Source organism: Pelomonas margarita, assembly GCF_043555875.1.
Lineage (GTDB): Bacteria > Pseudomonadota > Gammaproteobacteria > Burkholderiales > Burkholderiaceae_C > Pelomonas > Pelomonas margarita.
In genome coordinates this window covers 37,680-50,328 of the sequence record NZ_JBIGHW010000019.1, presented here as the reverse complement: position 1 = coordinate 50,328, position 12,649 = coordinate 37,680, and the positions used below count along the sequence as shown (strand labels likewise).

Here is a 12,649-nt window from a genome sequence, read left to right as displayed (position 1 = left end):
CTTCAGCGCCTCGTTGTACGCCTTCCAGTTCGTCGTGCGGTACTTCGTCCGCTTCCTGTTCTTCGCTTCTGCCTCTGTCACGCCGTCAGTCTATGGCTGACGGCGGGGCGATTTGCGCAACAAAGCCGGGCCGTGGCCGCGTCCCGCTGGTGAACGGGTCAAGGGCGCGCAGCGGTGCAGCGGACCCTTGACGCGCTCCGATCTCAAGACGCTGGTCGGTGCGGTGCAAGGCGAGACCTCGGCTTGCACCGCATCGAGGCTGCGGGCGTTATTCAACGTGGCCGGGAGTTCTTCAGCGCACCGGCCGTGCCGGTGCGGGCCGCGTCAGCGGCCCGCACGGCTTGAGTTTGGCGGCCTGGCCGCGCGCCCAGCGATGAACGGTGGCGCGGCCTGGCGCCGGGTGGAGGGAGCCCCCTCGGGGGGCGGACGGGCCACCCAGGCGCGGGCCAGGGCGCGCCAGCGCCCGGCCCCAGCGGGTGGGCGGGGGCCAACCTCCAAGGACTGCGCGAAGCGCCTGGCTGAGCCCTTGCGGCCACCGGCCGCACTGGACCGTGAGTCCATGAAGAAGGCCGACGCCACCTCGCGGCAGCGCCGGCCCGATGTCGACCTCGCGCGCTTCAGCGCGGGTCGAACCCCTTGGCGCACAACCCCTCGCGCACCTGCTCGATGGCCTCCAGCATCAGCCGGCACTGCCCCTCGCTTTCGCTCATGGCGCGGCACTCGCTCCAGCCGATTCGCTTGAGCAACTGCGCCAACTCCCACGCCTGCTCGAACTCGATCTCGAAGCGGATGGTGAAGATCTCGAAGGGCTCCTTGCGCTCGTTCATGACTGACTCCTGATGGACTGCCCGGCGCTCACCGCGAGCCCCGCTGGCTGGCCCACGCAGCGCCGAGCCGCAGCCGGGTCAAGGCCGCGTGCTGCGCACGCGCCCGCAGGGCTTGGCCTTGACGCGGCGAGCACGGCGCTACGCTGGGCAGCCAGTGGGGGAGCTGGGGCGCCCCTCGGGGGCGGACGGGTGGCCGGGCGGGGCCGACTTCCATGACTGCGCCGCAACGCGGCGCCTGGCTGAACCCTTTGCGGCCCGCCGGCCGCAACTGACTTGAAGGCCAGCGCGAAGGGGCGAAGACATAACGCTGATTGCCGCCGCAGTGCCCAAGGAGCGAGCTTGCGAGCGAACGGGCGCTGTGGCGGCAGTCCGCGTTATGTTCGATGGCCGCCAGGCCATTGACCCCGCCGCGATGGCCCAGGTCGCGCCCGGCTCAATGCCGGGCGCGACCTGCCTCCAGCTCTGCGCGCAAGCGCCTGGCTTTGTGGGCCGTGGCGGACTGGTGCTGCGTCCGACGGCGCGGGCCTTGCCTTCGCAAGGGCCGTGACGCCAAGAGGTCGGGGCATGCCGGCTCACGCGGTGTCGTCGGCATCGGCCGCAATCGCGCTCAGGAGCGCCTCGCGCGCCTCGTCCAAGCTCGGCCCCTTGACCGGCTCTGCAGGATCGCCCCGGTGCCGCTGCAGCCGGCTCGGATGCGTCGCCCGGTGCACCGCAATCAGCTTGTCGATGCTGACGTGGGTGTAGATCTCGGTCGTCTCGATGTTGGCGTGGCCCAGCATCTCCTGGATGAAGCGGATGTCGGCGCCGCCCTCCAGCATGTGCGTGGCGCAGGCATGGCGCAGCAGGTGGGCGCTGCCGACCTTCTCCACGCCCGCGAAGGCCATGTAGCGCTTGACCTTGGCGCTGATGAAGTCGGCGTGCGCGGGCTCGCCGTAGTCGTTGAGGAACAGCGCCGTCGTGTCCCCGGCCAGCAGCTCGGGCCGCGCCTCGGTCAGGTACTTGTCCAGCCAGGCCATGGCGCGCTCGCCCAGCGGCACCACGCGCTGGCGGTTGCCCTTGCCGTGACGCACCCACAGCACGCCGCGCGTGAGGTCGACGTCGTAGACGGCCGCCCCGGCCAGCTCCATGCGGCGCAGGCCGGCGGCGTAGAGGGTCTCCAGCAGCGCGCGATCACGCAGGCCCTGCGCCGTGCCGGGGTCGGCCTCGGCCAGGATGGCCTCGACTTCCTGCACGCTGGGGACCGAGCGCGGCAGGCGCCTGGGTTGGCGCGGCAGGTCCAGGTCGGCCGCCGGGTTGGCCAGGATGTGGTGTTCGCGGCTCAGCCAGCGGAACCAGGTCTTCAGCGGCGCGAGGTACTGGTACTGCATGCTGATCGTCAGCGGCGCGCCGGCATCCTTGCGGCCCGCTGGCGTGTCGGGCTTGCGGTAGTAGAAGAGCCAGCGCTGGTAGCGCTCCAGCATGGGCTTGGTGATCTCGCGGGGGTCAGCCAGCCCGCGCTCGTCGGCCCAGCCGATGAACTTGCGGATGGCCTGGCGGCGCGCGCGCACGGTGTCGGCGCTGTAGCCGGTGACGAGCATCCACTCGAAGTGCTCTTCCATGTAGCGGGTCAGCCGGTTGTGGGCCAGGGCGTCCGTGGCCTTGGGCGCCGGGGCGCTGGGCTTGACCGCAGTGGGGCGGCGGGTCTTGATGCGTTGGCCGGCGCGGGGCATGTCAGGCCTCGACGGCAGCAGAGACCCCAGCAGCCACAGCAACTAAAGGAATGGCCTGCGTGTACGACGTGCGCGAGCGTGGCGGCACGGAGCAGTGCGTTTGAGACTCAATGTCGGCCTCTTCGGGCGCAACCCGCATGGATACTGGGCTCTCGGCCGATGCGCCGTCCCGACCGTCCACCGACCGGGGGCCGTCCACGCCCCGACCAGGGGCCGACTGAGGGTCGTTTTGCCCCGACCGCGTGGCGTCGTAGGCATGTCTCAATGCCTCGATGTCGGCCAGGCCAGGGAAGCGCAAGGCGCCAGCATCACCATCAGCGCCGGCCACCTCGTAGACCAGCTCGTACTCGAAGCCGCCGGTGCGGGTGCGGTGGGCCACCAGGTATTCGAGTTCGGCCAGCCGCGCCAGGTGGAGCTTGAGCTGGGTGTCGCCCCACGCAATGGCCTCGCGCAGTGCCCGCCGGCTGAAGCGCAGATCGGCGCGCTTGAGCTGCTGGCGGGCTACTTCAGCGTCGACGTAGCCGTCCACCAGGGTCAACAGCCTGCGCGTCTGCGGCGGCAGCTCGTCCAGGCTGCGGCCCAGCACGTCGTGGGCTATGGCGTTGGCCAGCGCGATGTCGGCCAGGCTGGCCTCGATGTACTCGATGCGTCGGCCGCCTTGCTCGGCGGTCTTCACCGGGCGCTGATGCTGGTGAACGAAGGCGATCACGTCGATCAGGGTGAGGTACTTCTCGTGGTCGCGGCGCAGCCGGGTGGTCTGGTCGGGGAAGCTCAGGAATTGCGCATAAGGGTTGAGCACGTCCAGCGGGCGCAGCAGGCGTTGGGCGTTCTGGTGCAGGGTGGTGAGGTCGGTCTTTTGGCGCTTGGCCAGCAGGCCGTCGAGCGTGCGCCGCGCGCGCTGGCGTTCGTGGATCGCGCGCGTCTGCTCGCGGCCTTCGTCGACGGCCAGCACGAGACACCGGTTCATCAGCTCTTCGTCCAGGTCGCGCGCCGTGGTCGTGAAGAGCAAGGCCACGGGACCTTCGACGCGGTATTGCTGGGTGATGAGGTTGCCGGACTGGGGGTCTTTTCCGGTGCTGGCGATGGTGAGTTCGCCCTCGCTCTGCAAGAGCTTCAAGGCGTAGCTGGCGCGGCTGGCGCCTTCCTCTTCAACGATGGCCAGCGCCTTGTGCTTGAGGTTGGTCTCGCCCATGTAGAACAGGCTTTGCCCGGTCATGGCGCTGTACTTGACCTTGTCTTCCTCGGGTACGAAGGCGAGCACCGCGTCCATCAGGCTGGACTTGCCCGCCGCACTGCTGCTCTGGATGACGACGCCCAGCGGTTTGTCGAGCTTGCGGCTGACGGCCGCCAGATAGCCCACGAGCTTGTTCGTCGCCTCGCCCACCAGGCCGCAGGCGGCGTAGTCAGCCCCGATGCGCTCGATGAGGTCGGGCGACTTGAGCAGCGCGAGTGCGGCCTGCTGGTCTGCCTCGTCCATCTGCGGCTGCGGCTCAGGCGCCAGGGCCTGGGCAATCGTCTCGTCCTGCAACTGCTCCATGGCCAGCAGCAGCCGGCCCAGGTCGGCCTTGAGGACGCGTTCGTCAATGCTGGTCTCGGCCGCCGCTGCGTTGACGTAGTGCCCGCGCGCCTTGGCGGCGTACAGGTCCAGCGTGTCGACGTGGAACGAGTCACCATGGCTGACCATCAGGTTCACCTTGAGCACGTCCACGCCCAGGTTCTTGGCCAGGCCGCGCACGCGGTAGCGGCGGGCTTCTTTGCCCTCGCCCAGGGTGAGCGTGACCTCGCGGCCGTGCTCGCCGTCCTTGACCTCGATGGGCAGCTCGCGCGCCGTCGTTGGCATCGGGCTGGCCGGCAGCGTTTCAGTCTCGGCGGCCGGCACCGCAGCGGCTAAGGAAGGAGCCGGCGTCAAGGTCTCGGCCGGTGCGGGGCTTGGCTCTTCAGCCGCTTGTGTGATCGGCTGTGCCGGTGCCGCGCCCTTGCCTAACCACACGGCCCTGCGGATCAGCAGGGCCAGCGACTTCGAGGCCGGCTGCACCTTCAGCGCGTACTCGTTGGCGTCCATGCCCTTGGGGAACTGCACGCGGAAGCATTCGATGCCCTCGGCCATCAGGGCTTCAGCAACCTTGGCCGCACCGCGCTCGCCGGCTTCGTCGCGGTCGTAGGCGATCAAGACGCGCTCGGTGCCATGGCGCTTGAAGGCGCCGACGTGCTCGGCCGTGAAGCCCTCGATGCCGTAAGCCGCCGTGACGTTGCGGTAGCCCGCGCACCAGAAGGTCAGCGCGTCGATCAAGGCCTCGCACAGGATGACTTCCTTGCTGGCCATGAGCGCCTGCACGTTGAACACGCCCCGGCCGCGCCCCTCGCGCGCCGGCAGGTACAGGTGTTTGGGCGTGCCCGCACGCAGGTTGTCCAAGAGCTTCCTGCCGTACACCTCGACGACGTTGCCGGCCTCGTCCAGCACCGGCACGATGAGCGAGCCCGTGAAGTGCTCGTGGCCGCTGTCGCGGTACAGCCCGATGCGCTGCAGCCGCGCGCGGATGTCGGCGCCAGCCTTGCGGGTCTTGTCGGGCAGGCGCAGGCCCAAGGACCGGTCGGCCAGGCCGAGCTGGAAGTGCGCGACCAGCTCGGGGTGGGTCAGGCCGCGCGATGCCAGGTAGGCCAGCGCCTCGGGATTGCCGAGCAAGCGCTCGTGGTAGTAGCCCACGGTCTGGTTCAGCAGCGCCTGGTCGTCGGCGTCGAACTGCACCGGCGCGGGCAAGGCTTTGATGGTGCCTTTGATGGGGGCTCGCATCGTGCCACCGTCATCGGCGGCTGAAGAAGAAGCCACCCCTTCGCGCAACTGCTCCACCGCGTGGCGGAAGGAGATGCCGCGCAGCTTCATGACCCAGTCAATGGGGCCGCCGCCCGCGCCGCAGCCGAAGCAATGCCACAGGTTCTTGGCCGGCGTCACCACCAGGCTGGCCGTCTCGTCCTCGTGCAAGGGGCATCGCCCCATCCAGTCCTTGCCGGCCTTCTTCAGTGCCACGCCCGAGGCCTCCACCAGGCGCTGGACCGACACCTCGGTTTTCAGCCGCTCAAGCTCGGTGTCGGGGATGCGGGGCATGGCGGGCGGTCTCCTATTTCCGAGTGCCGCACAGGGGCTTTGCGGCAGATCGGCGCTTCAATAAATAACTTGATTTCGTTGCACCACATATCGCTGTATGTTGAACAGCATTCCGCAACACCACTGGATATCGTCATGGCCTCCTTCTTGCTCGACTCCCCTTCAGCAGCCATGGCCATCAGCAGTGACGAGCGTCTGTTCTTTGTGGCGATGGGCGAGCGCATCGCCCAGATGCGCAAGGCGCGCGGCCTGACGCAGACCGACCTGGCCCAGGCGCTGGGCGTCACCCAGCAGACGGTGCAGGCCTACGAGGCCGGCAGTCGGCGTATTCCGGTGTCAGCGCTGCCCACCGTGGCGCGCACGCTGTCGGTGTCGCTGATGGAGCTTTTCGGCGAGGAACAGCAGGGCAAGGCGGCACGCGGCACCGCTGGCGGCAAGCGCGGCCCCATGCCGCAGTGGCAGCAGCACATCGAGGCCATCGCCAAGCTGCCGCGCAGCCGCCAGCAGTTCGTGGCCGAGATGCTCAAGAACGTGCTCGGCCAGGGCGCAGCCCAATGACGGCGCTGCAACCCCTCATCGGCAGCCGCATCCTCACGCTGCGCGAGCAGCGCGTGATGATCGATGCCGACCTGGCCGAGCTCTACGGCGTGGCCACCAAGGTGCTGGTGCAGGCGGTCAAGCGCAACCTCTCGCGCTTTCCCGACGACTTCATGTTCCAGCTCTCGGCCGAGGAGTTCGCGGCTTTGAGGTCACAGTCTGTGACCTCAAACGCCAGCGGCCAGGCGCCCGGCCGTGGCGGCCGGCGCACCGCGCCCTATGCCTTCACCGAGCAGGGCGTGGCGATGCTGTCCTCGGTGCTTGGCAGCCCACGCGCCATCGCGGTCAATATCGAGATCATGCGCACCTTCGTGCGGGTGCGCCAGCTCGCCGCGACGCATGGTGATCTGGCCCAGCGCCTGGCCGAACTCGAAGACAAGACCGAGGCGCTGGCGATGAACCACGACACTTTCAGCCGCAACACGCGCGCGCAGCTCAAGCAGGTTTTCGACGCGCTGCGCGAACTCATGACGCCGCCCGATCCACCCAAGCGGCCCATCGGCTTCGTCACGCCCGAGGACAAGGCCACCAAGCGCTGAAGCGGCCCCGCGCGCCCGCCAGCCTGAGCGTCCCCAACGCTCCAGCATCACCCCCAGCCTTCAGCGGCTGAAGTGGGGTGGCTGGGGTGTTTTTGTTGTTCTATAGATTTTCACGGCCACCGCCGCGATGGGGTGAACTGCAGCCGGACTGCCGGCGCAGCCTGGACCTGGCTGGCCGCCTATTCGGCCTCGCTCTCGGCCTTGCTGCGCGCGTGCATCGGCAGCTTTGGTCCGCCTTCCGGGCTCGCAAGGCGCACGAGCCGTCAAGCCGTTTTGGCGGCAACCATGTCCGGCAGTTCCCTGGCGGCCAAGAGGTCTTGACGCGTCGCGGCACGCTGGGCGCCAAGCCGGCCGGTTGGGGCTTCAAGCACGCCCCATGCGCGGTGCGGGGGCGGCCCCGAAGACGGTTTGCAAGGCGGTTCGAGCCGGCCGCTCCTGGGCTCGGGCTCTCCCCCGTGGTAGCGGACGCTAGCAGTGGCAAGTGGTTGATTTGCTTGACATTCGGCGCATCCAGACGACGAAGCAAGGGATTTGCACCTCGCCGTGCTACGGCATCAAGTCGTTGTCACATATGGGGTTTGGGAGAATCCCGCTAGCACGGAGGCCGTGCGTAGTGTGTGTGCGTTTTGAAGGGGGGAGCGGCGGTGTTCCGCCGCTGGTGGCCGGGGCGACGGCTGAAGGCATTGGCACGAACCGGGGGCGCGAGCGCTGCCGCTCGCGCAACGGCTTAAAGCCGCTGGGCCAGCAGCGCGCGCCCGGCGGTCAGGAAGTCGATTTGCGCGGCATCGCGAGGGGCGGGGCCGTGGCGCAAGGATCGCAGTTTGCGCGGCTCGACCTTGATCTCGGCCAGGCCGCCAGGACCAGGTTTGGAGGCACGGCCTGCCACCCTCGACAGGCTTGGCGTTGGGGTCAATGACCCCAACCTACCGGGCTACCGAGCGGTGGTCCGCAGACATTGCCTCACGGCTTGCCCGCACGCCTCAACGCGACTTCTTTCTTCACCTCTTGAGCTTGCCCCGGACTGGTCTTTTCAAGTTCAAGAACCAATTGATCAATTTCCTGGGCAATCTCGCCTTTGTCGCTCGGCCCCAGCAGCATGTAGACAAGCTCGGCCTTTGCGTCCGCGTTGGGGCAGCGAGCAGCTATCCGAAGCCAGTAGATGGCATCGTCGCGCTGATTCAGTGCGAAGCTGAAGTGATGAGCGAGCCGATAGGCGGCAGCGCAATCGCCTGTTTTTCCGACTTGCTTAAGCGCCTCCAATTCACCAGCAGGGATTTGGAATATGGTTGCCGAACTTTGGGCAGGATCAGTCACTCGCCCTCCAGAGAAGTGAAGATACACGGCACCAAGGCCCGCGAAAACTACAGCCGCTCCACCGGCACGATAGAGCAACTTCATGGCCCTGTCGGGAAGAATGATTTCCATGAACCCGGGTCACCTGCGGCCGGCGGTCCGGCCGAACTTGCTGAACCCATCAAGCCATTCGAGTTGTACCAAGCCAACCCCAGCGGCGCCGTAACCGGCGCACCCAGTGCGTCAGCTAGGGCTTGCGCAAAAGGTTTAGCCCCGTTGTCCCCATTCTTCCCTGTATTGCAGGAGCCAAGCATCACTGCCTGACCTTTGTAGTTTGGATCCGCGCGAATGCGACTTGCCAGTTGACTCGCCGACATAGCCGTATTGCCATTCATCACAAGATACGGATTGCCGTGTGCGGCCACCGTGTACACACCTTTAACCGACCAAGCATTTGCAAAACTTGAAATCCGCTCGCTGGGCGAAAAGAGGTTGAGATCTGCCAACCCCATCGGATCGATGCTGCTCAGCGGGTTGCCGCCCACATATGCGTAGGTGTTGATGCCGCCCTCAAGCCCGATGGGATCGGATTGGGTATACCTCCCCACACTCGCGTCATAAGTCCGATGCCAGTTCTGCCACAAGCCTGACTCGCTGTCGTAGTACTGCCCCGGGAAGCCCAGGTTAAACCCACCAATCGAATCACCAGGCTGCGCAACCCGATCAAACACCCGCAGCGTGGCCGACCATACCGTGGCGTTGCTGGCATTGATGATCTTGTACGGCCGTGCCAGATGGTCGGTCTTCACGAAGTAGGTGTTGGCATGGCTGGTGGCATTCGTGTTCAGCGCGATCAACCGGCCCTCGAACCAGATGTAGTGCCGCTGCTTGCCCGTCGTGTCGATCTCGTACAGCAGCTCGCCGCTCGGGGCATACACGAAGCGGGTGCCGGTGCCGCCCACCTGCTTGTAGCTGCGCTGGTTCAGCCCGTTGAAGACGTAGCTGGCTTGGGTGCCTGGGCTCATGCCCGGGCTCACGCAGCTGACATTGGCGCCATAGCGTTCGAACTGCGCCAGCCGCGCAAAGGCGTCGTAACGGTGGCAGTCGGTCACGCCGGCCCGCTGGTCCTGGGTGAGGTTGCCTGCGGCGTCATACGCGAACGTGCGCGTGCTTGATCCGGCAGTCACCGACAGCAGCCGGTTGTTGATGGAGCTGACGTTGTACGACGTACTGCCACCTGGGGCGTAGGCGGCGCCGGTCCGGTTGCCGTTGGCGTCGTTCAGCGAGAAGGCGCTGTTGCCTCCTGCGTCAGTGGCGCTGGTGAGCTGGCCGAGTTCGTCGTAAGCCAGTCCGCTGAAGCCCAGCCCGCCAATGCTCGTGATCAGGTTGCGCTTGTTGTAGGCGATGTCGACTTCGTGGATACGCCGCAGGCGGCCGTCGATGTCGTACTCCCGGGCCACCGGGCTACTCTCCGGGCCGAAGGGGAGGTAGGTGATGTAGTCCTTGAGGGTCTGCGTGGCGCCCGTCGAGGTCTGCGCCACGATCTTGCGAGGGCGCCCCTCCGCCCAGGTGTAGCTCAGGCTCAGGCCGCTCGGGTAGGTGAGCGAGGCGAGCTGGCCTGCGCCGTCGTAGGTCCAGGTGGTGGTGAAGCTCTGGCCCTGGACATTGGCAGTCTGCGTGGCCAGGGCGCCCCATGCGGTGTAGCCGTAGCTCAGGGTTTCGCCACTGGACTCGTTCACGCTGCACACGCGGCCCTTGCCGTAGGCGCAGTTGTCGTAGGCATACGTGCGCGTGACGGTCTGACCGCCACGGCTGGCCGACAGGTACTCCAGCCGACCGTCGGCGCGGTAGCTGCGTGCGATGGTCGTGCCGTCAGCGGCGGTGGAGCTTTGTAGCAGCCCATCAGAGCGGTAGCTGAAGCTGGTGACGCCGGTATCCGGGCTGGTGATGCTGCGTACGAAACCCAGGCCGTCCTTGTCGTAGACCGCGACGGTGCCCTTGGGGTCGGTGATGGAGACCACTTCGTCGGCCGCGTTGTAGCCATAGGTGGTGATGCCGCCCTTGGGATCGGTGACCGTGCTCAACCGGCGCAGGTCGTCGTAGCCGTAGCGGGTGATCAGTGGCGTGTCGGTGCCGTCGATGGTTTCTTCGATGCTTTCAACCTGCCCCTCGGCATCGCGCCGGATGATGGTTTGTTGGCCGTATGCGCCGCGCACGGCATGCATGCGGCCTTCGCTGTCGCGGTCGATGTTGGTTTCCGTGGCGACGGTGCGATCCACCGTGAATGGTGCGCCGTAGCAACTGGGCGGATAGCAGTTCGTGCGGCGGTAGCGGGTGTTCACGGTCTGCGATTTAGTGACAGCGCCCGAGGCATCCAGCGTGTTGAGTACGTAGCTTTCGGCAGGACGTGCATCGCCGTTGATCGAAGCCGTGTAACTGTCGAACATCATGACGCCTGTCGGACGGCGCGCTGCGTCGAAGTTGCGGTTGACTTCGACGCCCGCCGGACTGGCTGTCGCCATCAGCTGGCCGAGCACGTCGTAGGCAAAGCGGGACGTCAACCCTGCCGTGGTGCTCGAGTAGATGCGATCACGCCCGTCGTAGCTCAGTTGGGTGACGACGCCGTTGGGGTCGGTGATGTGCGTGGGCAGGCCGTTGGCCGTGAAGTCTCCAAACGTCGTCGTGCCAATCGAGTTGCTGACGCTGACGAGATCGCCGCTGGTGTTGTAGCTGTAGGTCACTGCGTCGCCTGTACCGGCGACCGGGCCGTCCACCACGACAGTGGCGGGCATGCCGTTGGGGTGATCGGTGTAGCTGGTCGTCGTCGTGAGCGGGCCGGTGGACGCTGCGCCATTGGCCGTGACAGTGCGGCTGGTTTCGCGGCCCTTGGGGTCGTTGTAGGCTATCATGGTGGTTGAGAGCGGCGCCGTGATCTGCAGCAGCCGCTTCGGCGATCCGCCCCAGGTGTAGGTGGTGGTCTGCGCAAGAGGCCTGCCTTTACCCCGCACTTCCTGCACCACGTAGCCCTCGGCGTCGAGGGTCGATTCCATCACCAAGCCACTTGGCAGCGTCGTGGTGACGACCTGGGGATTCGGTCGGTCGAACTGCGTTTGTGCAAAGGGGCAGGTGCTGGTGCCTGCGGCTTCGATGCGTGTGGGCTGCGAGTCCGTGTTGAACCAGTGGCGTGTCGTTCGCCCGGAAGGCCGTGTGACCGTGGTCGAACCGTCTGCGTTGTAAGAGAAGGTGTGGCGGTCTGCGCCGTTCGCATGCTCGGACAAGATGGCGCGGTTCTGGCCGTCATAGGCGAAGGAGGAATAGCGCACGCCGTTGAAGGACTTGCCCATGTACTGACTCGTGCCGTTGTCGCCCCAGTGGTAGGTGATGACATCGCTGACGGCATTTGCGTTGGGCGATGCCAGTCTGACGGTAGGTGGATAGGTGACTGTGGTCAAACGGCCTGCACTGTCGTAACCGTAGTTGATCGACCGGTTCGAAGGGTCAACCAGTTGGGTCAGAACTGCGGAACTTCCCGCCGCACCGATCGTAAAGGTCAGTGACCTGCCGTTGGTGTGGGTAACGCGACGCAGGGTGGGGTTGATGCCCTCGCCAACAACGTGGCCCGGGTTGTCATAAGTCAATGTCCAGCCGATGCCATTGGCATCTGTGGCGGAGAGCAGCGAGCCACCGGAGGCATAGATTTCTATATTGCCTCCGCTGTCTACGAAGCGGAAATTGGAGCCCGCGCGAGTGAGTCGGAGCTGCGCACGTGGCTCGGTTTCTGGTGCCAAGAGCCAGCTGTCGCTGCTGGACTGGTACGTAAGCCGAAACTCTGAGCCGTCTGAACGCAACATGCGGACAGAGTCAGTTCCGAAGATAATTTTGCGGTCATAGGCGGTGAACCATCTCTCACCAAAAAGGCCTCGATCACTGGAATTCCGGTTGTACGTGCGCTCCATGAGTAGCGGGTAATAGCCAGACAGAACCAGGTCAACTTCAAACTCGACCTTATTGCCGCTGGCAAGCATGACGGGGTTGCCGGCAGCTTTAAGGCACTTGGGATCTGCTGCTTTGTTACTTTGATTCTTGGTGTCAATGGACTTGCCGGCGGCGACTTCACCACTAGAAGCCCCCCCCGGACTTGGCTATCGGATGGTTTAATGTCGCCGCAAAGTCAGAATTGGCGACTGCGCGAGAATGGATTGCCTGGGCATCTCTGGGGTCTATTAAGCTCTTACCGTATACCTCTACCGTAGGGAACCTTGCCCGCTGCTCAGCAGCTTGCTGTTCCTGCCGCGCCAACTCTTGTGGGCTGGGCAGCAGTATTTTCTGCTGGGCCAGCGCTGAGTGGGAAAAAAGCCGATGAAAATATGCACAAGGGGTGAAAGGAGCTTGCTATTCATATGACGGCGCCAGCACATGATTTGAAGTCGACAAATGACTCTGGGCGTGGGATGTCGTATTTGCAGCCGGAAAGCGCCACCCCATCCCCCCGATCTCCGCTAAGCCGTGGTCAACCGCCGCCCCACTTCGCCAGACGTGCCCCCCGCGTCCTCGCGCGACATACCTAAAACGGCGCGCTGG

Annotated in this window: 7 protein-coding genes; 2 read left to right on the top strand and 5 right to left on the bottom strand. The window is 65.8% G+C overall.

The features are described from left to right. Positions 1-617: 617 nt before the first annotated feature. The 3 genes from ACG0Z3_RS21740 to ACG0Z3_RS21730 form a co-directional block, all read right to left on the bottom strand. Entirely contained in the window at positions 618-827 is a 210-nt protein-coding gene (locus ACG0Z3_RS21740; protein WP_394401764.1) for a DUF7706 family protein, read from the bottom strand. A gap of 572 nt (positions 828-1,399) precedes the next feature. After that, entirely contained in the window at positions 1,400-2,536 is a 1,137-nt protein-coding gene (xerC, locus tag ACG0Z3_RS21735; protein ID WP_394401762.1) for a site-specific tyrosine recombinase XerC, read from the bottom strand. Position 2,537: 1 nt separating this feature from the next. Next, entirely contained in the window at positions 2,538-5,639 is a 3,102-nt protein-coding gene (locus ACG0Z3_RS21730) for a CHC2 zinc finger domain-containing protein (RefSeq protein ID WP_394401759.1), read from the bottom strand. A 135-nt stretch (positions 5,640-5,774) separates the two neighbouring features. Here ACG0Z3_RS21730 and ACG0Z3_RS21725 point away from each other — a divergent pair, with 135 nt between their 5' ends. Both ACG0Z3_RS21725 and ACG0Z3_RS21720 read left to right on the top strand, forming a co-directional pair. Continuing rightward, complete coding sequence (locus ACG0Z3_RS21725; protein WP_394401757.1) at positions 5,775-6,197, top strand: helix-turn-helix transcriptional regulator; 423 nt, start codon at positions 5,775-5,777, stop codon at positions 6,195-6,197. Then, a complete protein-coding gene (locus ACG0Z3_RS21720; RefSeq protein WP_394401754.1) occupies positions 6,194-6,775 on the top strand; it encodes an ORF6N domain-containing protein in 582 nt (193 codons plus the stop codon). Before ACG0Z3_RS21725 ends, ACG0Z3_RS21720 begins: the two co-directional genes overlap by 4 nt. A gap of 960 nt (positions 6,776-7,735) precedes the next feature. On the opposite strand, the gene ACG0Z3_RS21715 is transcribed toward ACG0Z3_RS21720, so the two are convergent. Both ACG0Z3_RS21715 and ACG0Z3_RS21710 read right to left on the bottom strand, forming a co-directional pair. Continuing rightward, positions 7,736-8,200 carry a hypothetical protein gene (locus ACG0Z3_RS21715; protein ID WP_394401751.1) on the bottom strand — a complete coding sequence of 155 codons (465 nt, stop codon included), beginning with the start codon at positions 8,198-8,200 and terminating at the stop codon, positions 7,736-7,738. Beyond that, positions 8,170-12,093 (bottom strand): RHS repeat-associated core domain-containing protein, encoded by a 3,924-nt coding sequence (locus tag ACG0Z3_RS21710; protein WP_394401748.1) that lies wholly within the window; start codon positions 12,091-12,093, stop codon positions 8,170-8,172. The genes ACG0Z3_RS21715 and ACG0Z3_RS21710 overlap by 31 nt, the downstream gene beginning before the upstream one ends. Positions 12,094-12,649: the final 556 nt, after the last annotated feature.